The sequence below is a fragment of the Paenibacillus phytorum genome, assembly GCF_013141715.1.
Taxonomy (GTDB): Bacteria; Bacillota; Bacilli; order Paenibacillales; family NBRC-103111; genus Paenibacillus_E; species Paenibacillus_E phytorum.
The window spans coordinates 40673-64598 of sequence record NZ_WHOA01000122.1 but is presented as its reverse complement, the minus strand read 5'-3'; the positions used below and the strand labels follow the sequence as shown (position 1 = coordinate 64598).

General features: G+C 44.5%; 20 protein-coding genes. 19 read left to right on the top strand and 1 reads right to left on the bottom strand.

Going from position 1 to position 23926, the window contains the following annotated elements; translation table 11 throughout:
* Positions 1-652 precede the first annotated feature (652 nt).
* The 4 genes from GC098_RS18165 (at position 653) to GC098_RS18150 (ending at position 5147) form a co-directional block, all read left to right on the top strand.
* A complete protein-coding gene (locus GC098_RS18165) occupies positions 653-2200 on the top strand; it encodes an extracellular solute-binding protein (RefSeq protein WP_246358693.1) in 1548 nt (515 codons plus the stop codon).
* A 73-nt stretch (positions 2201-2273) separates the two neighbouring features.
* A complete protein-coding gene (locus GC098_RS18160; protein ID WP_246358687.1) occupies positions 2274-3182 on the top strand; it encodes an ABC transporter permease in 909 nt (302 codons plus the stop codon).
* A 15-nt stretch (positions 3183-3197) separates the two neighbouring features.
* Positions 3198-4064 carry a carbohydrate ABC transporter permease gene (locus GC098_RS18155; RefSeq protein ID WP_171644585.1) on the top strand — a complete coding sequence of 289 codons (867 nt, stop codon included), beginning with the start codon at positions 3198-3200 and terminating at the stop codon, positions 4062-4064.
* A 51-nt stretch (positions 4065-4115) separates the two neighbouring features.
* On the top strand, positions 4116-5147 hold the full coding sequence (locus tag GC098_RS18150) for a M14 family zinc carboxypeptidase (RefSeq protein ID WP_171644584.1): 1032 nt from the start codon (positions 4116-4118) through the stop codon (positions 5145-5147).
* 468 nt (positions 5148-5615) lie between these two features.
* On the opposite strand, the gene GC098_RS18145 is transcribed toward GC098_RS18150, so the two are convergent.
* Positions 5616-6197: a TetR/AcrR family transcriptional regulator gene (locus GC098_RS18145; protein ID WP_171644582.1), complete on the bottom strand. Its 582-nt coding sequence runs from the start codon at positions 6195-6197 to the stop codon at positions 5616-5618.
* A gap of 326 nt (positions 6198-6523) precedes the next feature.
* Between GC098_RS18145 and GC098_RS18140 the strand changes: the two genes are divergently transcribed.
* The 15 genes from GC098_RS18140 to GC098_RS18070 all read left to right on the top strand — a co-directional run bounded on the left by GC098_RS18140 (position 6524) and on the right by GC098_RS18070 (position 23925).
* Positions 6524-7888, top strand: a complete 1365-nt coding sequence (locus GC098_RS18140; protein ID WP_171644580.1) for an MFS transporter — start codon at positions 6524-6526, stop codon at positions 7886-7888.
* A gap of 64 nt (positions 7889-7952) precedes the next feature.
* Positions 7953-8810, top strand: a complete 858-nt coding sequence (locus GC098_RS18135) for an alpha/beta fold hydrolase (RefSeq protein WP_171644578.1) — start codon at positions 7953-7955, stop codon at positions 8808-8810.
* 192 nt (positions 8811-9002) lie between these two features.
* Positions 9003-11240 (top strand): helix-turn-helix domain-containing protein, encoded by a 2238-nt coding sequence (locus GC098_RS18130; RefSeq protein ID WP_171644576.1) that lies wholly within the window; start codon positions 9003-9005, stop codon positions 11238-11240.
* Between the two features lie 291 nt (positions 11241-11531).
* Positions 11532-12458 carry an ABC transporter permease gene (locus GC098_RS18125; protein ID WP_171644603.1) on the top strand — a complete coding sequence of 309 codons (927 nt, stop codon included), beginning with the start codon at positions 11532-11534 and terminating at the stop codon, positions 12456-12458.
* A 71-nt stretch (positions 12459-12529) separates the two neighbouring features.
* Positions 12530-13429, top strand: coding sequence for a carbohydrate ABC transporter permease (locus GC098_RS18120; protein WP_171644575.1), 900 nt, complete (start codon positions 12530-12532; stop codon positions 13427-13429).
* Between the two features lie 111 nt (positions 13430-13540).
* Positions 13541-15235, top strand: a complete 1695-nt coding sequence (locus tag GC098_RS18115; RefSeq protein WP_171644573.1) for an ABC transporter substrate-binding protein — start codon at positions 13541-13543, stop codon at positions 15233-15235.
* A gap of 114 nt (positions 15236-15349) precedes the next feature.
* Positions 15350-16585 carry an alpha-L-fucosidase gene (locus GC098_RS18110; protein WP_171644571.1) on the top strand — a complete coding sequence of 412 codons (1236 nt, stop codon included), beginning with the start codon at positions 15350-15352 and terminating at the stop codon, positions 16583-16585.
* Between the two features lie 44 nt (positions 16586-16629).
* Entirely contained in the window at positions 16630-17502 is an 873-nt protein-coding gene (locus tag GC098_RS18105; protein WP_171644570.1) for a sugar phosphate isomerase/epimerase family protein, read from the top strand.
* A 152-nt stretch (positions 17503-17654) separates the two neighbouring features.
* Entirely contained in the window at positions 17655-18155 is a 501-nt protein-coding gene (locus GC098_RS18100) for an ATP-binding protein (RefSeq protein ID WP_171644568.1), read from the top strand.
* A 571-nt stretch (positions 18156-18726) separates the two neighbouring features.
* Entirely contained in the window at positions 18727-19212 is a 486-nt protein-coding gene (locus tag GC098_RS18095; protein ID WP_171644566.1) for a GyrI-like domain-containing protein, read from the top strand.
* A 476-nt stretch (positions 19213-19688) separates the two neighbouring features.
* Positions 19689-20003, top strand: a complete 315-nt coding sequence (locus GC098_RS18090; protein WP_171644565.1) for a hypothetical protein — start codon at positions 19689-19691, stop codon at positions 20001-20003.
* A gap of 287 nt (positions 20004-20290) precedes the next feature.
* The gene (locus GC098_RS18085) at positions 20291-21064 is read left to right on the top strand and encodes an IclR family transcriptional regulator (RefSeq protein ID WP_171644563.1); all 774 of its coding nucleotides are present in this window, start codon (positions 20291-20293) and stop codon (positions 21062-21064) included.
* Positions 21065-21464: 400 nt separating this feature from the next.
* Positions 21465-22238 carry a LamB/YcsF family protein gene (locus GC098_RS18080; RefSeq protein ID WP_171644561.1) on the top strand — a complete coding sequence of 258 codons (774 nt, stop codon included), beginning with the start codon at positions 21465-21467 and terminating at the stop codon, positions 22236-22238.
* A gap of 18 nt (positions 22239-22256) precedes the next feature.
* On the top strand, positions 22257-22961 hold the full coding sequence (locus GC098_RS18075; protein ID WP_171644559.1) for a DUF969 domain-containing protein: 705 nt from the start codon (positions 22257-22259) through the stop codon (positions 22959-22961).
* 10 nt (positions 22962-22971) lie between these two features.
* Complete coding sequence (locus GC098_RS18070) at positions 22972-23925, top strand: DUF979 domain-containing protein (RefSeq protein WP_171644557.1); 954 nt, start codon at positions 22972-22974, stop codon at positions 23923-23925.
* The last annotated feature ends 1 nt before the right edge of the window (position 23926 follow it).

Sequence of the window (23926 nt, the reverse complement as noted above, 5' to 3'; positions counted from 1 at the left end):
TGCCGGATTTTTCTTCAATATAGGTTAGGGGATAAGGCAAAGCTTACCCCTGTTTCGCAGGGATAGCTGCTGATTTTGCTGAGTGAGATTTTTGATGCATGCATAATCCTTCGATAAATAACTAAGTTCCTGGTGTTTTTTTCTGATCTGTGGGAGAAATGGGGAATGGGACTTACATGGAAGTGTCTTAAATCGGAATCGATCGTTATATATGCTCACTTCAGGTTGCAGGATGAATGAATCCATATTCTCTGTTGAATGATGTTGTAGAATGTGCAACAATTGCTGCCTAGATCCCGCCTTTCTCCCTTCGTTGTTGCATAATGTACAACAATTGGGCCCAATACAGACGATTTTTCAACAAATGGGCTCGAAATGTTGTACGAACTGCAATTTCAACTTGCCAAATAGCCTTTGGGCGTGTGAATTGTTGTAATAAATGAATAAGCTTTTTTACGAAAGTTGGTATTATTATTAGAAAAGCGTAAAGTAGTTGCAAAATGATCAGTTCTGTTGATTTACCGATGTTGAAGAGATGCCTTATGATGACGATATCAGGCAGGCTTTCATAGTTGAAAACGAATACATATTCGCTTGATGCAGAAGATTCAGTTTTCCGAAGGACAATAAAAAGGAGGGTGTATTCAACTTGATGAAGAGAAAAAAAATGAAAAATGGAGCCCTTGTATTCACCGTAATAACAGCGTTACTAGCAGGCTGTACGGGTAAAGAAAGCGGTACAGAAATTTCAACTGCCACTCCTAGCCCAAATGCATCTGCGGGTGCAACAGCCTCAGTCAAACCGGCTGAAGCGGCAACTCTACGTTTATTAACCGAGCTGTCAAGTGCCTGGCCTGTCAAGAAAGATTGGGCCGTATGGAAGTGGGTCAAGGAGAAGACGAACATCACGATCAATCAGGAGACGCAAACGGGTCCAGAGTCATTGGCACTTGCTATCGCATCCGGAGACATGCCGGATTTAATGTCTGTTTTTCCGCCTGACGCTCAAAAGTATGGGCCGCAGGGTGCTTTTCTGGATTTGTCCAAACATCTGAACAAAATGCCTAATCTTAAATCCTTCCTTACTTCCAGACCCGATGTTGCTCAAAGAATGACGTCACCTGGTGGAGAAATGTACCATGTGCTTAATGATGGTATGGGGGCAGGAAACCAGACCGTCTATTTTTATAGGGATGATATTTTCAAGAAGCATTCTCTCCAGGAGCCGAAAACGTGGGATGAGGTATACGCAACCGCAAAGAAACTAAAGGAGCTATACCCTGAAAGCTATCCATTCGTGTTCCGGCATGGAATCAATACCTTGAAATACTTTGCTCCAGCGTTCGGAATATATCCAACTTTCTTCGAAGACAAAGCTACCGGTAAAATCAAGCATGGGGTGACCGATCCTGGTTTCAAAAAAATGGTGGAATATTTGAACAAATTCCATAAGGAAGGTCTGACGCCGCCGGATTGGCTCTCGATGGACTATAAGGCATGGACACAATTTATTACAACGAACAAATCGTTCATGACCATTCAATTTATCGGACAAATCGAAATCATGAACACGCAGCTTCAAAATGGTGGTAATGGCGCTCATTTGAAATTCATGGCACCGCCGGTCGGTAACGGCAGCAAGGCGTATATCCCGAATACGAACTTTGAAGAATTCGGATTCGCCGTGTCCTCCAAAACGAAAAATTTGGATGCTGCACTGCGCTATCTTGACTTCATCTATTCCAAAGAAGGGAAAGACATTCTCAGTTGGGGTAAAGAAGGAGAAACCTATACAGTTGAAAACAACAAACGTAAGTTTCTGCCACGATTCAAAGAGCCTAATGACCTGCGCAAAGAAATGGGTATGTTTACGACAGGTGCTTATGGGCTGGCTGATTTTGAGGCCTCGAAGTCGCTCAGTAATGAAAATGAACAGTATGCTTACACGGAAGCTGCTAAGTATCAATTCCCTGTCATCAACGCGCTACCTCCGTTAACAAGTGAAGAGAAAAGTGCTATCTCGCTCTTAGAGGAGCAAATTAACAAATATTATGAATCATCTGTAGCCAAATTTATTTTGGGCGAGACCCCAATGACGCAGTGGGATGCATTCCTTGCCGAGTTGAACAAGATGGGCTCACAGAAGCTGATTGATGCCTATCAGATTGGATTGGACCGACTCAAAAAAAATAATAAGTAGTGAGTGATAACGATAGGGCTGAACGCCTGCTGACGGTGCTTCAGCCCTATATCTTCAGGAAGGAGAACCAGCATTGAAGCCATCCATTTTAAAGCAAATAAAGCGTGATCAGATTTTTTTGCTGCTGCTGGCACCCGTGCTGGTCTATTACATTCTGTTCAGGTATGTTCCCATGTTCGGAATTGTCATATCTTTTAAGGACTACAATCTGTTCAAGGGTCTGACAGGGAGTCAATGGGTAGGTCTTAAATATTACAAGCTGTTCCTTGAAAATCCCGACGCCCTTATCATTATCAAGAATACAGTAGTGCTTGGGGGATATAAGCTTCTTTTTGGATTTCCCGCTCCCATCGTACTAGCCCTTTTATTGAATGAACTTCGGAGTAAGGTATACAAACGATTCGTTCAAACGGTGAGTTATCTTCCTTATTTTCTATCTACGGTAGTTGTTTCAAGCATAATTGTTATGTTGCTATCGCCGAGCACCGGCTGGCTCAACCATATGTTTCAACGGTTGGGATTTCCGACCATCAATTTTTTGCAGGAATCCGAATGGTTTCGAACGATCTATGTCAGCTCGGAAATATGGCAGCAAGTGGGCTGGGGCTCTATTATTTTTCTCGCCGCAATTACGACCATTGATCCACAGCTGTATGAGGCGGCAAAAATGGATGGTGCTGGCAGGTTAAGGCAGATCTGGCATGTGACGCTTCCCGGAATTGCGACGACGGTTGTTATTATGTTCATTCTGCAGATCGGTCATGTTCTGGAAATCGGTTTTGAAAAAGTATTTTTATTGTCAAATGCAGCTACTTACGACACATCAGATGTCATCTCAACCTACGTTTACCGGGTGGGCCTTTTACAAAGTGGATTCAGTTACGGCACGGCTATTGATTTATTTATGGGGATCATCGGTTTCATACTGGTATATACGAGCAATAAGCTCAGCCGCAGATTTGGGGAAACAAGCCTATGGTAAGGGAGAAGATGAGGTTTGAATAAACGTACTAGTCTTTTTGACATTGTTAACGTCCTGCTGATGGGGATCTTCGCATGTTGCATGTTGTTTCCCTTCATTCATATGGCAGCAGTTTCAATAAGCTCCTCCGAATATGTGACTGGAAGTCAGATCAGTCTATGGCCAAAAGGCATCAATTTCGACGCATACAAAGCCGTTCTAAAGGACAATCGTATTCTGGTCGGCTACAAAAATACACTTATCTATGTTGTGCTGGGAACCACGCTTTCGCTTGTCTTCACTACGATGGGAGCCTATTCATTGTCGCGAAGAAATCTCGTCTTCGGCAGAACATTTATGATGATCATCGTATTCACCATGCTGTTTACAGGCGGATTGATTCCGACTTATCTCGTTGTTCGCAGCTATGGTTTGTTAGATACCATATGGGCAATGTTATTGCCTGGTCTTGTTTCCTCCTGGTTCCTGATCATCATGCGGACATTTTTTCAAGGCATTCCCCGGGAGCTCGAGGAGTCTGGTAAAATCGACGGGCTGTCTGATCTGGGCATCCTACTAAGAATTATTCTACCCTTGTCTAAACCCGTGATGTTGACGATTTCGTTGTTCTATGCCGTCCAAATCTGGGGCAACTTCTTCTCCGCACTTATCTATATACGGGATGCCAGCTTATATCCGCTTCAGGTTACGATTCGGAATATCGTCCTGATCGGCCAACTCACGGACACCACCGTAAGTACGGCAATCGGAGAAAAGGCGGTCGTATTGGAATCGCTGAAGTATGCTGTTATTCTCGTGGGCACACTGCCAATTCTTTTGGTGTACCCTTTCATTCAGAAGCATTTTGTTAAAGGCTCAATGATGGGTTCAGTAAAAGGATGAATCATAGGCGGGAAAACAAAGAGGCTCGGAAAATGGAGGAGGGGAGATACAATGGTTAAACCGTTTTGGAAGAGTAAATTGATGGAAATCGAAGCATGCTTGTTGAATGTCAAACTGGGAAAATCGAGGGTGCTGGCTTCATCTGCGGGTGGGAGAGATATCTATGCCGTTGAATACGGCGAGAAGGAGAGCTTCGGACGGAGAGCCAATTACAATTCGGCTTGCGGGGCAGGAAATCTGGCGCATTACGCGCATAAAAGCAAGGATAACAAACCCGTTCTATTGATTGTCGGAGGCATTCACGGCGGGGAACTGGAGGGCATTGTCGCCGTGATGAACCTCATAGAGCTGCTCGAAACAGGGACAGATTACAGGGGGAAACGACATGATTATTTAGTTGAAAATGCCCATAGATTCCGGCTGCTGCTCATCCCCTGCATGAATCCGGACGGACGAGCAAGGCTGCCGGTCGATTCATTGATCGATGTCCCATACGAGAAGTTCGTCTATTATATGCAGGGAACGTGGAAAGACGGCACGCTTTGTTCGTGGCCGGATTGCAAAGCGGTACATCCCATCAAGGACGCTGCTGATTACCTTGGGTCTTATTTTAACGATGATGGTGTTAATCTGATGCACGACAATTTCTTTGCTCCGATGGCACAGGAGACCCGTGCGCTGCTCGCGCTTGCCGATGTGGAAGCACCAGATTTATCCGTTTTGCTGCATGGTGGTGCAAATAATGAAAATCATTTTTGTGAAATTCCTTATTTGCCATATGCCGTCATGCAAAAACAGCAGGAGTTTAATCACAAACTTGTTGATGCTTATGCGTTGCAGGAACTCCCTTTTACGGAAAGGAATCAAATGGTGGTAGATGATGGGAAGAAGCCTAATCCTTCATTTAATCTAACATCTGCGATTCACCACGTATGCGGCGGAATGAGTATGACGTTCGAATCCAATATGGGGCTGGCAGCTCCAGGAGTTAAATTAACACCAGAAGAGATTCTGGACAGTCATTTCGTATTGTTTGAGGAAATGTTCCGGTTTAACTTGAAAGAAGATCAGGGTTTATTCTGAACGACCGCAACTACATTTAAAAGGTACAGAAGCAATAATGGGGCTGTCCTATAAGGAGAATCTACTTGAGGACAGCCCTTTAAGTTCATTTGAACTTATGAAACATTCGAATCGTATTCAGAATGAAATGAATACTTCTATTGGGAATTATCCAATGGAATCGACTCTCAAGCTTCGAAAAGTTCAATTTTATTGGAATTATTCCAATGGAATTGCAACCAGGCTATCAAATCCCTACTTCCACTGGATTAATCCAATGGAAGTAGCATTCATGCTGAGGAGATTTTGGTCAGAGAAGCTTCAGAAAGAATTTACACAGCTGTATAGCTGGCAACCATGTTTTCTGCAAAAAGAGGTTTCGCGGCTTGTACGATAATTTTAGGATAAAGTGTAAATCCTAATCGCGAATCACAGAAAGAAGTATTCCCTGCGTAAATGGGGATACTTCTTTATTCGTTTTTTCTCGAATCACAAAATAGATAAGGCTACTTTCACAACGTCCTGCAGAGATTGCCGATCCGAAGCGGTCTTGCCCATTACATAAAGGCCATTGCGCGTATTAACCAAAAACCGTGAAAGCTCACGTAGGGTATGATGGAATTTCATTCCCCCATGTTTTTGCGCCTTCAATAGAAAATTATAAAATCGGGACTCCATATCAAGGTTATAAGCTTCAACCCTACTGGCGATGCCGGGATCGATTGCTGCCAGCTCCATGGCCGTATTTGCTATAAAACATCCCCTTCGCTGAGTTCCGTTACCCAAGGCACTGTCGATTACCCTATCAAAGAAATGAGAAAGCACCTCTTTGGGAGAACCAGTTTCCTCTAAGATCGAAAAAAGTCTATGGTTGGAAACTTGACGGAACCGATCCAGGCAGGTCAAGAAAAATTGATTTTTGTCTCCGAACGTATCATACAGGCTTCCACGGTGAACACCCGTCTGTTCCACGAGGTCTTGAATAGAAGTTCTTTCGTAGCCTTGCCGCCAAAATAGCTCCATGGCTTTATCTAAAGCGAATTCTTGATCAAATTCTTTCGGTCTGGGCATAGGATAACCTCCTTAAGGATAGTATAGTTATTTAAGAACGGTTAGTCAAAATAAATGGCTAATATTCTTTGCGAAATCAACAATACGGCTTTAAAAAACCAGTATATATCCTTATAACCAAATATTATAGTTGACTGACCATTCTTGAATGGCGTATAGTTGGGCTTAGATAACGCAGCCGATATCGGTTATATCACTGGCTATTTGAGAATGATCATTCTTAAACGATACATTAATGGGAAGGAAGAATTCTGGATGACTCTAATATTCACTTATCACATGTGGGGAACTATAAGAAGAATAAAGCATGAGGGAGGGGGTTTAAAATGAAGAATAATTCTAGCCATGTGAAAGATCAGGGTGTTATGAAAGAAGGTGTGGTTACCCTTCTACTTGGTATAACGATCGTACTCGTCATCATGAACACGATGATGTTTAATTTGGCTTTACCTGCTGTTTCAAAAGATTTTCATCTGTCTGCTTCATCAACATCGTGGATTGTGACTGGCTACTCCATAGTATTCGCGATGGCATCCATTACGTATAGCCGATTAGCTGATTTCATTCCTATCCGAAGGCTTTTTATTATAGGGATTTTATTTCTGAGCCTAGCGGCAATCGCCGGATTGTTCAGTAACAATTTTATCATGCTGCTCATCGTTCGCATTCTACAAGCATCTGGAGCAGGTTCAATCCCAGCATTGTCCCTAAATTTGATTTCCCGTTATGTTCCGGTTGAGCGGCGGGGTAAAGCAATGGCTCTGATCATGTCATCCATTTCGCTTGGTCTTGGATTAGGTCCGGTTGTAGGTGGAGCCATTGTCCAATACCTAGGCTGGCACATTTTGTTCGCCGTGACGGCAGTTACTTTGCTGTTAGTACCTTTTTTTGTAGTGCTCATTCCTAAGGAAGAGCCGCGGAAAGGGTCTTTTGATGCCCTAGGCGCACTATTTATTGGCGTTGGAACGACAGGACTCCTTCTTTTCTTAACCAACCATTCATGGTTTATGCTGTTGATTGGGCTTATCGCTCTTGCCTTATTTATCGTTCGCATTCGATCGGTTAAGGAGCCTTTCGTACTCCCATCACTATTCAAGAATCGGTCATTTCTCATTCTAGGAGCAGTGGGGATTGCAGCGTATCTATGTAGCTTTGCTACACTATTCCTAATGCCGCAGATCCTTGTTAAACAGTATGGCCTAAGTGCTATTCAAGCCGGACTTGTCATTTTTCCAGGCTCGATTTTAGCCGTGTTCGTTTCTCGACGGGTCGGACGTATCATTGATGCGCGTGGAAACAATACGATTATCAGATTTCTACCTTTGTTCCTTCTCGCTTCTGTCATTTTATTCGCCTTGTTCGAAGGAACTTCATTTGTTTCGATCATGTTGATCTACATGCTAATGAGTGTTAGTATCACTATTTTGAATAGTAGTGTATCCAATGAAATGTCTAGAATACTGCTGCCTTCTCAGATTGGTTCTGGACTCGGTCTCTTTCAGCTTCTCCAATTTTTTAGCGGAGCCTTTGGCGTTGCTATGACAGCAAGTGCTCTAGTTTGGCAGAAGAACATTCCTCAAGCGAGTGCATATAGCAACATCTATTGGGGTCTGGCGATTGTTGTATTCTTATCCATCGGTTGCGCGATCGGATACCTCCGATTGACATTAAGAAAACCACAAATGGCATAAGTTTTAAATAAGAATCATCTTTTGGACTAATACTAAAAATCAATCTCAGGGGGAAAGATAGTTCATGAATACAGTTAAACAAAATGGAGCAACAGCAGAAACAGTTGAGACTTCTTATATTGAAGCTGACGGAATTCGATTCGCCTACCGAATTTTCGGTAAAACATCCGATGTTCCACTTGTATTCACCCAACGATTCAGAGGTACGATGGATGATTGGGATCCTGCTTTTGTCAATGCATTGGCGAAGGAACGTACGGTCATCCTATTCGATAGCGCAGGTGTGGGATTAACTTCAGGAGAGGTCGCAGAAACTTTCTTTGGAACAGCGAAATATGCAGTTACTTTCATTGAAGCACTTGGTCTTAAACAAGTGGACCTTCTCGGCTTCTCTATGGGAGGCTATATAGCGCAACTAGTAACGCTTGATCGCCCAGACTTGGTCCGTCGTTTGATCTTGGCAGGTACGGGAGGTGGAACTGGGGAAGGTACGCAGCAGGGCAAACCTGAGGTGTTCCAAGTCGCTTTTAAGCCGGTTAACGAACCGGAGGACTTCCTGTACTTATTCTTCGAACAAACGGAAACGAGCAGAGCTGCAGGACTTGAATATCTGGAACGGCTTGCTGGGAGAAAAGACAACAGAGCTCCGTTAGTTAGACCTGAATCCGTACAAGCGCAAATAAAGGGAGCTATGGCATGGGGAACGAAATCATCCTTCGACCAACTGGGAGAGATCAAACAGCCTGTTCTTGTAGCTAATGGAGACAACGATATTATGATTCCGACTATCAATTCTTATATTGTGTCCCAGCGTATTCCTAATGCACAATTGATTATTTATCCGGATTCCGGTCACGGATTCCTGTTCCAATATGCGGATTTGTTTGCCGAACATGTTTCTATGTTTCTAAATAGAGACTAATGCGACGATTTGTTTAAATATATAAACCTCAGACCCTCAGCCCATTGCTGTGGGTCACTTTTTGTTATTCAACTAAAGGCCATATAGTTCCATTAAGATTAACTTTTTCAATAAGTTTTTAATAAGTTCAAAGGGAATGACCTCTGAATAAAGAAATAAACAGTAGCAGGTATTCTAAACTGGAGGCTGAATATGGGAAAAACGTTATTTCATCGGCTGCTGCTTTCGTATGTACCGATCTTTTTTATCGTGGTCACGTTTACGTTTTTCGTGTTTTTTCAGCTGCTAAGCGAGCAAAGCCGGAAGGAGGCGCTGAATGCCAACAAAATGCTGTCACTGCAGGCAATGCGCCTGATCGACACCTCACTGAAAGCGATTGACAATATGGTGATGACCGAATCGATTAATAATAACCAATTGATTGATTTCTTTAATAATGAAGCAAAAGATAACGTTTACATCAACATAAGTGCGGTAAAAAAAATGCAGGATATGATCTCTTCCTATCCAATTATAGATTCGATCTATTTGGTGCGTTTTGAAGACAATTTTGTTCTCAGTAATGCGACAAGCGATCAGCTCAGCAATTATAAGGATGAGCCGTTCATTAAACGAGCCATGGTTCCGCAGCTGTCCAAACACTGGTCGGGCGTTAGAGACTTTGAGCAATTTTCGGTAAAAGGCAGCAAGCCTGTTGTCAGTCTTGTCCGGGGGGCGCCGTTCATAACGAGCGAGAAAGGAATGATCGTTGTCAATGTGGCGACCGATTCTTTGCAAAAAAATATCGCCGACCTGTACGATTCGAAAGCAAGCTTTATCGGGGTTCAGGATGCATCAGGCAACGATTTATTTAAAGCTTCAAGCTCTAATGAACAGGCAAGGGTATTCTCCAATTACGTATCGAGCTATACAGGATGGTCCTATCAAAGCGGACTTGTCAACGGCAGGGTGTTTCATATCGTCTCCTCGCTATATAATGTGTGGTTTATTATCGGGATCGCGATGATTGTGTTTGGATTCATATGGCTCGTTTATGTGACCAGACGCAATTCCAAGCCGCTTGAGCAGATTGTGGCGCGTATTCGAGGTTACCGCCTACCGCTGTCAGGTAGTTTGTCTAAGGAGGGCGGGGATGAGTTCTCGTTCATCGAATCGGCGCTCGTAAATATTATTGAGCAGTCCAATCAGTATCAGCAAAAGCACAAAGAAGACATGCATCTTCGAACGAAGTATTTGTTTCATCAGCTCATTGAAGGCGGCACGGGATTAACGATCGATGAATGGATGGAAGAAACGAGCAGTCTGCAGCTTCCGCGCCCTTCCGACGGACAAGTGGTGCTTGTGATCGAAATGGATAAATACAATGACTTTTGCCGCCAATACTCGCGCATAGACCAGAATCTGCTTAAATTCGCGCTTCGCAGCGTCATTCAAGAGCTTGCGCCCAAGCATGAGCTCGAGCTGTGGGCAGAGTGGACTTCCGCGTCTCAGCTCAGCGTCATGGTGTTCGTCGACAGCGAGGAGGAGGCCAGCGAGCACTCTGTGATTATCGAGCTTTTTGAGAGCGTTCGATTATGGACGCAGGATAACCTTAAGTTTACGGTAACTATCGGTATCGGCGAGCAGGTTGAACAACTTTCCGATGTTGCAAATTCATACAAAGAGGCGCTTACGGCGCTGAAACACAAAATTGTGCTGGGGGAAAACCGGATCATTACAAGCAAACACATCGCAAATCACGGCCAAGCAGAAGTCTTCTCGCATCTGAACGCGATTCGCTCCATTGTCCAGTCGTTTAGATTGCTCGATGACGAGTGGAAGGCGAAGTACGACGAACTTTTTGGCGAAATGAAACAGGGGCTGCTGACGAAGGATGAGATTACGAATCTGATGAATTATTTAATTTACTATTTAGGACGGGAAATGGCGGGCATGACGAAAGAGTTTCAAGAAATATGGGTAAGGGACGGTTTGCCGAAGCTCAGCGAAACCATTGATAATTGCCATTCTCTCGATCAAATGCGGGAAGAGACTTTAGTCGTGCTGAATAGTCTGGGCACCGTTTTGCAGGAAGCGCAGGAGCAGCGTCTGCATGCAGCTACGATTCGTGATATGCGAAAATTCATCGAAGAGGAATTCGCCAATCCGAATATGTCGCTTGAATATCTTAGTTCAAACTTCAACATCAATGCCAAATATGTAAGTAAGCTGTTTAAGGAAGAGACCGGACAGAAGTTCGTCGACTTCCTGATCGATATCCGCATGCAGGTTGCGCAGCGTCTCCTTACGGAATCGCAAGCTTCCATGCAGGAGGTAGCCGAACAGGTCGGTTATACGAGCGCGATTTCATTCAGCCGCGCGTTTAAGAAAGTGATTGGCTGCTCCCCTAGCGAATTTCGTGAGGAAGCGGTACGTAGGGAGACTGGGTGAAATTGGTTAAGCGGTAGAAAAGAGTTTGCCGAGCTTGTTCACCTATCAGTTTAATAATGGTTATCAATCAGCAGCTCCGGCTATTAACCGGAGCTGCGCGTATTTTCAGGCTATGCGAAAAAGGTTAGGGCCACGATTCTTGTTTCTTGCAGCAACCTGTTATCGCACTCTAGTATTAGGATATGAAAGCGCAATCAGCACAGACGAAAGGAGAAGGAGCTTATGTCAATCATCCAAAAGGAATTAAGGACGTCCACACCTCCAAACCACAGCAAGCAGCATAAAACGGCAATGCCTGGCAGCAAGTCATCTTTAAACATCGTTGGGAAAAAAATGAAGCGTCACTGGCAGTTATATTTGGTTGTATTGCTGCCGCTTCTTTATTTGGTCATTTTTAAGTATATTCCTATGGCTGGTGTTGTCATTGCTTTCAAAGACTACAACGTCATCAAAGGCATTTGGGGAAGCCCCTGGGTCGGTTTGAAATATTTTGAACAATTTTTCGAATCGCCGAATTTTTGGATGTATATGAAGAACACGCTCGGCATCAGTATGTACGGCTTGCTTGTCGGCTTTCCAGCCCCGATCATACTGGCGTTGGCTTTGAATGAAATACGCAACGGATTTTTCAAAAAGAGCGTGCAGATGGTCACTTACGCGCCTTACTTTATTTCAACGGTTATCATGGTGTCCATTCTCATCGTAACACTGTCGCCGAACGTAGGAATCATCAGCAAGTTTCTGCAAATGCTCGGCGTGGATAACACAAACTTCATGGGCATCCCCAGCTTGTTCAAATCGATCTATGTCTGGTCAGATGTTTGGCAGTATACGGGTTACGGTGCCATCATTTATATAGCGGCTCTGTCAGGCGTTAACCCTGAACTGTATGAATCGGCTAAAGTGGATGGCGCGTCCAGACCTCAGAAGATCATCAATATCGATATCCCAAGTCTGATCCCAGTTTCCGTCATCCTGCTCATTTTGAATTTAGGTAACATAATGAAGCTTGGCTTCGAAAAGATATATTTGATGCAAAATCCACTCAACGTCAGCACGTCGGAAGTCATTTCGACCTATGTGTACAAGGTGGGTCTGCTTAGCTCTAGCTTCAGCTTCTCAGCAGCAATCGGCTTCTTTAACTCAGTCGTCAACCTGATTCTTCTCGTAGGTGTCAACTACATAGCTAAGAAGCTGTCCAATTCGAGCTTGTGGTAACGGACGGAGCCGCAAGAACCCGATGTTGCGCACAATTCAGGAGCGTCAGTCCGCAGTAAGGAGGATCATTTATGTTAAAAACGACAACGATTCGAGAATCGCAGGGCGATCGGTTGTTTCTGCTAGGCATCTACATTTTATTAACAGTGGTGCTGATCGTCGTCCTGTTCCCGCTCATTTTCATCATCAGCTCATCGTTTAGCTCACCGCAAGCAGTCGTATCCGGTAAGGTGTGGTTGTTTCCAGTAGATTTTACGCTGGAGGGCTATAAAGCAGTGTTCCGCAATCCGCAAATCGTATCCGGTTACTCGAATTCGCTCATTTATGCAGTCGCCGGTACGGCTGTGAACGTTGCCTTGACAGTTATGCTTGCTTATCCGCTGGCCAGAAAAACGTTCTACGGCCGCAATTTTATTATGGTACTTCTAGTCATCACGATGATGTTTGACGGAGGGCTTATCCCGTTCTATCTGGTCGTGAAAAACCTGCATTTGCTCGATTCTCGCTGGGCTATGATTTTGCCGGGAGCGTTGGCGGTGTTTCAGGTTATTGTCGCCCGCACCTTTTTCCAGACAACGATTCCCGATGAAATCGCAGAAGCTGCTGAACTCGACGGCTGTAGCGATATCCGGTTCATTACCAGTATTGTGATTCCGCTTTCCAAACCGATTCTTGCTGTGCTGACGCTGATGTATGCAGTCGGCCATTGGAATGCGTACTTCGATGCCTTGATTTTTCTGAAATCGCCGAATTTGTTCCCTCTGCAAATCGTGCTGCGCAACATTCTGATTCTGAACACAATTGATGCGACCATGGTGTCCAAAGTGGATCAAATGTTGGCACAGCAAGGGCTGAAGGACTTGCTCAAGTATTCGCTGATCGTTGTTGCGAGTGCCCCCGTGCTGATTATATATCCTTTTGTGCAGAAGCATTTTGTTAAGGGCGTCATGATCGGTTCATTGAAAGGGTAACGCTATGGCAGCCAATTAACATGAAAGGTGGTGGTAAGTTAGTCGTGCAGCTTAGATTACTTCCTTTAGGTTCAAATTCAATGGTTCGATAAAACGGGAGGAGTCATCTATATGAAAAGATGGAATAAAGCTTACACGGGTACGATGGGGGTAGCATTAAGCTTTTCGCTCGTTTTGAGCGCTTGCAGCACAGAATCAGGTACGCCTGCGGCAAACACACCTTCAGGCAGCGCGCCTGTTGCTAGCGATGCGTTCTCACCTGTTGGACAATACCCGATCGTAAAGAAACCGATGACGATCAAAATGTTTGCACCTCAGCTCGCCAGCATCGAGAATATGGAGACCAATACATTTACGAAATACGTTCAGGACAAGACAAACATTCAAATTAAATGGGACCTCGTACCTGACAAAGCGCTAAATGACCGCAAACAACTAATGCTGGCAAGCGGCGATTATCCGGAAGTGATTTTACATGGATCCTTGACCAAAGATGAGCAGATGAAGTACGGCAAGCAGGGCGTATTTATTCCACTGAACGATTTGATTGATAAATATGCGCCGAACTTCAAAAAAGCGATGACCGATCTGCCATATCTGAAAAGCTCTATCACGGCACCGGATGGCAACATTTATGCGCTTCCGCAAATAAACGAATGCTATCACTGTAACTACGCCCAGAAGCTGTGGATTAACCAGTCTTGGCTGGATAAGCTTGGGCTGAAAATGCCGACAACGACGAATGAGTTTTACGAAGTGCTGAAAGCATTTAAGGAAAAAGATCCTAACGGCAATGGTAAAAAAGACGAGATTCCGCTTACTGGTTCCGACGACATGTGGGCAGGCAACATCGCCTCCTTCTTGATGAACTCGTTCATTATCGACGACCAGGTGGACAAAGACAGCGGCACGTTCCTCCAGTTGAAAGACGGCAAAGTGGATTTGTCCGCCAATAAGGCAGAATGGAAGCAGGGATTGTTGTACCTGAACAAGTTATACAAGGAAGGACTGATCGATCCAGCGTCATTTACGCAAAATTCCGACGCGATTCAGCAGTTGGGCAACCGACAGGACGTAAATGTGATGGGAGGCATTACAACGGCCTTGATCAGTTACGCACACTCGCCGGACGAAAAGCACCCGCGCCATAAAGACTATGTAACCGTTCCTCCGCTCAAAGGACCGAACGGTGTGCAGCAAGCAGGGTATTTTGCGGGAGTGGGCAGCTCGCAGATGGCGATTACGAATAAAGCGACGAAAGAACAGCAAATTGCCGCAATCCGTTTGGCCGACTATTTGTATACGGAGGAAGCGATCGTACTTGAAGAACGCGGTCCGGAAGGCCAAGGATGGCGCAAAGCGAAGGACGGCGAGCAGGATATGAACGGCGAGCCGGCGAAATATGCCATTATTACGAAAGCTGAAACCAAAACGACGCATAACGATGGTTGGGAGCAGATCGGTCCGTCTCTCCGAACGTTCCAATACCGCGATTCGTGGGCAGCTCTTCAGGATCCGTTTGCTGAAGGCGCATACGAAGTTCGACTGAAGCGTGAATCGGCGAAATATGAACCTTTCCAATCGAAGCAAATGTACCCGTCCAGCGTGTTCATCGCACTGGAAGATGCGGAAGTGGCAGCCCAACTGAAAACGACAATTCGCGATTACATTAAGTCGAACATGGCGCAGTTCATTACGGGCAGCAAAGACATCGAGAAAGATTGGGATAGCTATGTAAAAGGTTTTGACGGCTTGCAGCTAGGCAAGTATATCGAAATCTATCAAAAGGCCATTGCCAAAAAGTAATACGAAAATAGGTTCCGCCTTCGGATTTGATCGGATGGCGGAACTATGCGATTTCTGACTACTATAGCTAAGGCTATGATCATACAAATGATAGAAAGCGAGTGTGGCTGATTCATGGATACTGAAGTTTTAGCGAAACCGACCCTGCAGCAGATGGCTTGGCAGGATCTGGAGCTGGGCATGTTTTGTCATTTTGGCATGAACACGTTTTGCGATCAGGAATGGGGAGAGGGCACAGACTCACCACAGAAGTTCAATCCAGCGCAGCTGGATGCGCGCCAGTGGGTGCAGACGGCCAATCAGGCCGGGTTTAAATATTTTGTTCTGACTGCCAAGCATCATGACGGGTTCTGCTTATGGCCAACGAAGACGACCGATTATTCGGTCAAGTCGAGCCCATGGAAAGACGGACAAGGGGACGTTGTCCGTGAAGTGTCCGATGCTTGCCGGGAGGAAGGCTTGCAGTTCGGTTTGTACTTGTCGCCTTGGGACCGTCATGAGCCGTGTTATTCGGACAAAGCGGCATACGACGATTTCTATGCGGAACAATTGACTGAGCTGTTGACACAATACGGACCGCTTGTCGAGGTATGGTTTGATGGGGCAGGCTCTCAGGGACGGGAGTACGACTGGCAAAGAATTATCGGACTTGTCAACCAGTACCAGCCGGATGCAATGGTGTTTAACATGGGACAGCCGACAATTCGCTGGGTTGGAAACGAAGATGGCGTAGCCCCATACCCGTGCTGGAATACGGCAGAGAGTGCAAGAGAGAGTATGTTCACAAGCGACATGCTTACTTGGATGGAAGGAACTACGTCATGGGTGCCTGCGGAGTGCGATGTGCCGATCCGCAGACGCCATTGGTTTTGGCATCCGGACGACGAGAGCAGCCTGCACAGCTTGGAACACTTGATGGATCTTTACTACCGCTCTGTCGGGCATGGCGCGACACTGTTGTTAAACGTAGCTCCTGATGACCGCGGTTTACTGCCGGAGGTGGACGTGCAGCGCGTAATCGAACTGGGCGATGAAATCCGTCGCCGGTTTGATGCTCCGCTAGCTGTCACAATAGGAGAAGGCATGGAAGTAACGCTTCATTTGGATGGCGAGCAATCCGTCGACCATGTTATGATTATGGAAGACATTGCACACGGCGAACGGGTACGGGAATATGTGCTTGAAGCGCAGCTTAACGGCGAGTGGGTGGAGCTTGTAAAAGGAAGCGCTATCGGTCACAAGAAAATCGATAGATTTCCAGCGGTTGAGACAAGCGAACTGAGAGTTCGGTTTACCGCGTACGCAGCGACGCCGATTGTGCGCAAATTTGCTGCTTATTCGGTAAACTGATTCGAAGGTAGAACGTTAATCGATGAATACTTGGAGGTATGAAGATGAAAATCGGGCTTAGTTCTTATAGTTTGCTGCAGGCGTTGAAGTCGGAAAAAATGACAATTCTGGATGTTGTTCAGTGGGTAAAAGACAACGGCGGTGAGCATCTGGAGCTTGTTCCGTATGGTTATACGCTTGTGGATAACCTAGAGTTGGCGGATGAGCTCAGAGATAAGGCAAGATCGGTCGGCATCGATTTATCGAATTATTCAATACCCGCTAACTTCGTGCAGGGGACGGAGGAAGAGTTCGAAGCGGAGATGGATCGCGTCAAGCAGCACGTTGATCTCGTGCATCGATTGGGCATGAGACATATGCGCCATGATGTTACTGCCTTTACACTGCCTCCGGAGAAAATGACAATCGAATACTTTGAAAATAGCTTACCGCTCATCGTTCGTGGAAGCCGAATTATTGCCGATTATGCGGCAAACTACGGCATAACGACAACGATTGAAAATCACGGTTTCTCCGTTCAGGCGAGCGACCGGGTGCAGCGTGTGCTAGCCGAAGTGAACCGCCCCAATTTTAAAACGACATTGGATGTAGGCAATTTTATGTGCGTGGACGAAGCCCCGCTTGTCGGCGTGCGCAAAAATCTGCCTTACGCTTCCTTAATCCATTTTAAAGACTTTTACTTCAGACCGTACTATCAAGACCCGGGAGAAGGCAATTGGTTCCGGACTACAAACGGAAATTATTTAAGGGGCGCAATCGTCGGCCATGGGGACATCGAGATCAGAGAAATCATAAAGCTGATCAAAAATACGGGCTATGACGGCTATGTAACCGTAGAATTCGAAGGGATGGAAGACTGCGAAATCGGTTCACGGATAGGCATGAATAACTTAAGAAAATTGTGGAATGAAATTTAACGAAAGTTCAATTAGGAGAAGACAGCCGTCCAGAATGGATTGGCTGTTTTTTCTCATACGTGTAGCATGCTAAATTCAAAGTTTTACTTTACAATATTTGGATTTCCTCCTAAAGTAAAAAATAATTCAAAACTTTTCAAGGGGGAAGCAGCATGGACGAAAAAACGTTGTTTATAGTGACAGGTGCAAGTGGTGCAGGGAAGACGACAGTTATTAAGGAACTCAGAGGATTATTACCAGATGTTGATATTTTCGACATTGATTCCATTCATCCATTTGTTGGAGAAGATTGGAACAAAATTCAAAATATTTGGCTTCGTGTTGCAAGAAATATAGCCGAAAGTGGGCGAATATCAATAATAGTTGGAACAATGATGCCGTGGGATGTTGAAAAGTGTGAGGATTATCCTTACTTCAAGCATATTTACTATTTGAACTTACATTGTGACGATGAAACCCGTGAATTACGATTACGAGCAAGAAATTGGTCAGAGGAAATGATTCGAGACCATAAATCCTTTGCAAAGTGGTTGCTTGAAAATGCTGACAAAGCATACACACCACCTATGTCTACCGTCGATACTTCAAAAACGGGGGTAAATGAAGTGGCTCTTCAAATACGTGAATGGGTACGTGGATATATTCGCGGGTAGATATATGACTTCATAAACATGTTGACCCTTCTTTACTATGTGGGGATAGCGGGAAGGTGTTTCTGATCTCCTTGTGCTTGCCTAAATGTCGACAAAATAAGCGCTGTACTCGTCTATAATGTGACAAACATTTATCCAATACAAGGTTATAATGTATATATCAGAATTAGAAGTCCTGCTTCTCATTTACAGACACTTGGGAGGGATGGTCAACATGGACATGCAGTTCATAAAGAGGTTACACACGCTTAATCGTCGCGACGAATTGAGATCGAGATTACTTATTGAAGGTCTTAAACTTACTCTCAAGCGAAAAAAGAAATTGAACTTATTCGGTAGGGTTTTTAAAAATAAGAAGAAACCGATTATCGCTAAAGGGTGGAACTGAATAGATTCATAATAATATTGTACTCACTAGGCTGCCGATAAATTGCTCGGCGGCCTTTTTTTATAATCTCACGAAAGCTCCTCTTTTGTTCATTCAAATAAAGGGCAAAATTGCTCATCCAAAAAAAGGAAAAAAGTCTACCTTCGAGAAAGTAATATTGAAATTAATCATGGAGGTTATGTGATGGCTATAAAAATCATTGAAAGAGAACATTCCCGTATCATAGGAATGAAACTGGAAACATTATTGCAAGACACTAGAGAACAAATGATAATTCCTAAGTTCCAGCAATCGTTCAATGAAAGATTAGAAGAGGTAATTGGTGCCGTAGGACTTCCGATTACATATGGCGTATTCATTGACCCGCCAAATTATAATCCTGATACTGACCTGTTTGCATGGATAGCTGGCGTTGAAGTTAATCATGATGTGGAGCCGCCAGTAAATATGATTTTATATGAACTTCCTAATGCGACCTATGCAGTTTTAGAATACCAAGGAGACATCGATAGGGCTGGTGATGCTTATGGGGAGTTGTATGAGTGGATAAGTAATTCAGAGTATGAACAAGCAGGAACTTTCGGGTTCGAGATGTATTCGAAAGTACATTCACCATTAGAACGAGGAAATGCGGATTTTTTGTTGCATTTTCCAATAAAACGGAAGTAAAAGACTGTTTTCTAAATTCATAAGATTATTCAACTATGGAGAACAATAGTTCAAACAAAACAAGGAGCAGTTCTGCCGTGGCAGTCTCTCCTTGTCTTTATTGAGGGACGGGCAGATAAACGTAACAAATGAAGGAATATGAAAACGCAATACCGAATAAGAAAATATATCTATTATCTTCCTATTTGTTCCAGGTGGTGGATATATCAATCTCTTCATAATCTAATTTTTGGATAAAAGAGGGATGAATGTGGCTTTTGAATTTCTGGGTTTTGACTTTATAAGGGTGAAGAAATAGTTATGGTTATTGATATGAAAGTTCCAGCATATGAAGCTGACGGGCAGTGCGTGGAAGGGTGTTATCTCAAAAAGGTATAATGGTTAGAGTTATATTGTTTGAATGATGAAGTGGTTACGAAAGGCGTGAATTCACATTGAGGCCCCAATTGGTTCCTCTCAGAATACCATCAAGATGGATGATTTCCAAAAATAATTTTATTGAAATCTCAACAGATGAATATACAGATGATACTTATGAACATGTTTTGGAGTTGGACGAAGACATCTTGCAAATTGTTAGCCAAGATAACAAAAGAATATTAGATCTTGGTTGGTATCCTTCCTTCAATCCTAACGGACAGTATAAGATTATGTTAGTTGAGTTAGTAGATGTAGAACACCAGGCAGAAAAGTGGGATTCCCCCTTGTTTACATGCAGTTCGAAGAGCGTGAGTGTTATAAAAGATACAATTGAATACATCTTACAAGAGGTTGTTGAGGGCCGCTTATAGAACATGATATAACACATTTAACCCTCAGCCGCGAGTAGTTTCTATTCGAAATCTAGCTTTTGGCCTCCAATTCCTCCAATTTTCTAAGCAGCGTGACGTTAGAGGTGCCATTTGAATTAACCATGGTAAGAATGTATAATCTTATATTTAGAAGTTCGGAAACACAAGCAATCGGAGAACGATTATCCCGCGCAGCGGCCTGTTTTTCACCGGACGTTTAGAATATGGTGCTTGGATGGAAAGTCCATTCTGTGTGAAATGATTACCAACTACAAGGAGGATGAGAGGTGCAAAACAAAAATAAAACGGTTGTAAAATCGCTGGACCTCCTTAATCTTTTTCTGACGAATGCAAAGTTAAATTTAAATGAGATGGTAGAACTCTCCGGTATTCCCAAAACATCCGTTCATCGAATGATTGGTTCGCTTGAGGATATGGGATTTCTTCAAAAGGATGAGGCAGGTAAATACTCACTGGGTCTTTTATTTCTTCAATTCGGACAACTGGTAGCGGACCGGCTTGATCTGCGGCAAGTTGCATTGCCTTTTATGCAAGCTCTCCGTGATGATGTATATGAAGCGGTAAATCTTATTATTAAGGATGGCAACGAATCCATTTACATTGAAAAGCTGGAATCGACTCATCCCGTGAGACTGTATACAAAAATTGGGCGTAGATCGCCGCTTTATGCTGGGGCATGTTCTCGTGTGCTCCTTACTTTTTTACCCGATCAGGAAATAGAACAATATTTGAATGAGATTAAACTGGAGCCTATTGGATTGGGTACCATTACGGACAAGAACCAGCTCCGTCTCGTATTAGCTGACTCCAGAAAAAAGGGGTATACCGTCAGCTATTCAGAGCAGGAGAATTATACAGCCGCCTTGGCTGCTCCTATTTTTAATTATACCGGAGAAATTGTTGGAGGGCTTAGTATTGCCGGTCCCGATGTCCACTTTCATGAGGATCGATTGCCGGAATTGGTTGAGAAGGTTAAAAATACAGCCAATCAAATTTCTCGGAAATTAGGTTGGATACAATCTGAGCGGATCATTGTATGAATGATCCGCTCACGCAGCGGTCTATTATCACCGGACTTTTAAATATAAGAGCTCATCATCCTGCTGTCTATGTCAGCGGGGAGAAGGGCTCTTTTTTTTGACCACATAAGAAAGTATAAGTTTTCGGATCCCGAAAACCGCTTACTTATTGGCGATAAAACCTAATATAGGGATCTTTGGTCGTAGACCAAAGTCTCTCCTCGTTAAACGCGGTCGCACATCCCTGATTGGCCTCGATAGAGGTTTTCTCATAATTTATTTGGAGGATTGGGGAAAATATAGCAAGGGGAAAATATAACTTGTTGAAATATGAAGCGGTTACAAATATAATGTGTATATCCTAATGATTTCGGAATGGATGTTCCGAAAAACGGGACGAAAGGGAAGGGAGGATATAATTGTGTACACAATCGATTTGAACTGTGATATGGGTGAAAGCTTCGGCGCTTACAGGATGGGGGAAGACGAGGAGATACTCCAATTTGTTACGTCGGCGAATATTGCCTGCGGATTTCATGCGGGGGACCCGTCTGTCATGCGTAAAACGGTACGACTGGCGCTGGGTAGAGGGATCGGCATCGGAGCGCACCCAGGACTTCCTGATTTGGTCGGCTTCGGCAGAAGAAATATGGATATTTCAGCGCAGGAAGCTTTTGATATGGTCGTTTATCAGATTGGGGCATTGTACGGTTTCGTAAAGGCGGAAGGCGGAAAGATGCAGCACGTGAAACCCCATGGTGCTTTATATAACATGGCTGCGAAGAGCCCGGTGTTATCCGAAGCGATTGCCGAAGCGGTTTATAAAGTCGACCCGGAATTGATCCTGTTTGGGCTCTCTGGGAGCAATTTAATTGCTGCTGGACAGATAGTAGGACTTCAAACCTCTAGCGAGGTTTTTGCGGACAGAACGTACCAGCAAGACGGATCGTTAACGCCCCGCGGTCAACATGATGCCTTGATCATAGATCATCGTCAAGCGGTCGATCAGGTCATTCGTATGGCGAAAGAAGGAAAAGTAAAAACAATGCAAGGGTTAGACATTTCAATCATGGCAGATACGCTCTGCATCCATGGCGACAGCCCGAACGCGTTGAGCTTGGCGAGTCATATTCGGGAATCATTTGAAGCTGCGGGTATTATTGTTCAGGCCATTGGAAAAAGTAAACAAAAATGAAAAGGGGGAAGCTAATATATGTTATCACTCATTGGTATCCTTATCGTTATAGTCGGATTTGCCTTGCGGTTTAATCCGCTGCTCGTCGTAACGGTAGCTGGTATTGCCACTGGTTTGGCCGGACATCTCCCGTTGGAAAAGATTGTTACGACCTTTGGGGAAGCATTTGTAAAAAATCGTTATTTGTCTTTGTTTATTTTGACCTTGCCTGTTATAGGACTTCTAGAACGAAACGGCTTGAAGGAACAAGCGCAAAGATTGATCGGCAAGGTCAAAGCCGCCACACCAGGCCGCATCCTGATTTTGTATCTCTTCATACGCGAAGCTGCTTCAGCTTTGGGATTAACCAGTCTAGGCGGACATGCGCAAATGGTTCGTCCGCTCGTTGCTCCGATGGCGGAGGGGGCAGCCGAAAATAAATATGGGAAATTACCGGAAAAGGTCCGCAATAAAATCAAGGCGTTTGCGGCTTCCTCTGACAATGTCGGATTGTTTTTCGGGGAAGATATATTCATTGCTTTTGGCGCAATTTTGTTGATGAAAGGCTTCTTTGAACAGAATGGCATTATGTTGGAGCCGTTGGATATTGCTGTATGGGGGATTCCGACGGCTATCGCAGCGTTCCTTATTCATAGTACCCGGCTTTTCCTGTTCGATCGGACAATTCAGCGCGAGATAGAAGCTGATGCGGTAGCAAGTAAGATTTCATCCGAGAAGGAGTGAACAGAACAGCATGATTATTAGTCTCGAATATATTTATTACGTTGCCGGTATTTTTACGGCGGTCATAGCACTTCTAACGCTGAGAGACAAAGGGAACCCGAGACGCGTAATGACAGCTATCTTCTGGGGATTATTCGCGGTTACGTTCTTATTTGGAACCGTCATTCCTTCCTTATATATGGGAATTATCGTCATTGTTCTGGCATTGATTGCCGGCTTTGGGGGCGTTCGGATCGGATCCTATGATCAAGTTGATGAGGAGCAACGTGCCACCAGGTCGAAAAAGCTGGGTAACCTTTTATTTGTGCCGGCTCTTTTGATCCCATTGATTACGTTGGTAGGGACAGTTGGTTTAAAAAACGTGACTATAGGCGGGCTTCAATTGTTGGATCAAAAGAACATTACGCTCGTTAGTCTCGGCGTCGCTTGTGTAATCGCATTAATTGCAGCGCTAGTGCTGACGAAGGAAACAGGCTTGCGGTCGATCAAAGAATCCCGCCGATTGCTTGATGCAATTGGTTGGGCGGCCATTCTTCCGCAGATGCTGGCTACGTTGGGAGGTCTCTTCGCTGCCGCGGGTGTCGGCAAAGCGGTTTCCGATTTGGTTAGCGCCGCGATTCCTGTGGACAATCGCTTCTTGGTTGTGCTGGCTTATTGCGTTGGGATGGCGCTGTTTACGATGATCATGGGGAATGCGTTTGCTGCTTTTCCCGTCATGACCGCGGGGATCGCGCTGCCGCTGCTCGTTCATATTCACGGTGCCAATCCGGCCACTTTAGCTGCGATCGGCATGTTCAGCGGCTATTGCGGGACACTGATGACGCCAATGGCGGCGAACTACAACATTGTGCCTGCGGCTTTGCTGGATTTACCCGATAAGAACGGCGTAATTAAGGCTCAAGTGCCAACAGCGCTAATGTTATTGGCAGTGAATGTGTTCCTGATGTATTTTCTAGCGTTTTAAG

Coding starts and splice junctions, on each gene's coding strand:
- GC098_RS18165 (WP_246358693.1), top strand. CDS start 653: ATGAAGAGAAAAAAAATGAAAAATGGAGCCCTTGTATTCACCGTAATA.
- GC098_RS18150 (WP_171644584.1), top strand. CDS start 4,116: ATGGTTAAACCGTTTTGGAAGAGTAAATTGATGGAAATCGAAGCATGC.
- GC098_RS18145 (WP_171644582.1), bottom strand. CDS start 6,197: ATGCCCAGACCGAAAGAATTTGATCAAGAATTCGCTTTAGATAAAGCC.
- GC098_RS18140 (WP_171644580.1), top strand. CDS start 6,524: ATGAAGAATAATTCTAGCCATGTGAAAGATCAGGGTGTTATGAAAGAA.
- GC098_RS18135 (WP_171644578.1), top strand. CDS start 7,953: ATGAATACAGTTAAACAAAATGGAGCAACAGCAGAAACAGTTGAGACT.
- GC098_RS18130 (WP_171644576.1), top strand. CDS start 9,003: ATGGGAAAAACGTTATTTCATCGGCTGCTGCTTTCGTATGTACCGATC.
- GC098_RS18125 (WP_171644603.1), top strand. CDS start 11,532: ATGCCTGGCAGCAAGTCATCTTTAAACATCGTTGGGAAAAAAATGAAG.
- GC098_RS18120 (WP_171644575.1), top strand. CDS start 12,530: ATGTTAAAAACGACAACGATTCGAGAATCGCAGGGCGATCGGTTGTTT.
- GC098_RS18115 (WP_171644573.1), top strand. CDS start 13,541: ATGAAAAGATGGAATAAAGCTTACACGGGTACGATGGGGGTAGCATTA.
- GC098_RS18110 (WP_171644571.1), top strand. CDS start 15,350: ATGGATACTGAAGTTTTAGCGAAACCGACCCTGCAGCAGATGGCTTGG.
- GC098_RS18105 (WP_171644570.1), top strand. CDS start 16,630: ATGAAAATCGGGCTTAGTTCTTATAGTTTGCTGCAGGCGTTGAAGTCG.
- GC098_RS18100 (WP_171644568.1), top strand. CDS start 17,655: ATGGACGAAAAAACGTTGTTTATAGTGACAGGTGCAAGTGGTGCAGGG.
- GC098_RS18095 (WP_171644566.1), top strand. CDS start 18,727: ATGGCTATAAAAATCATTGAAAGAGAACATTCCCGTATCATAGGAATG.
- GC098_RS18090 (WP_171644565.1), top strand. CDS start 19,689: ATGATTTCCAAAAATAATTTTATTGAAATCTCAACAGATGAATATACA.
- GC098_RS18075 (WP_171644559.1), top strand. CDS start 22,257: ATGTTATCACTCATTGGTATCCTTATCGTTATAGTCGGATTTGCCTTG.
- GC098_RS18070 (WP_171644557.1), top strand. CDS start 22,972: ATGATTATTAGTCTCGAATATATTTATTACGTTGCCGGTATTTTTACG.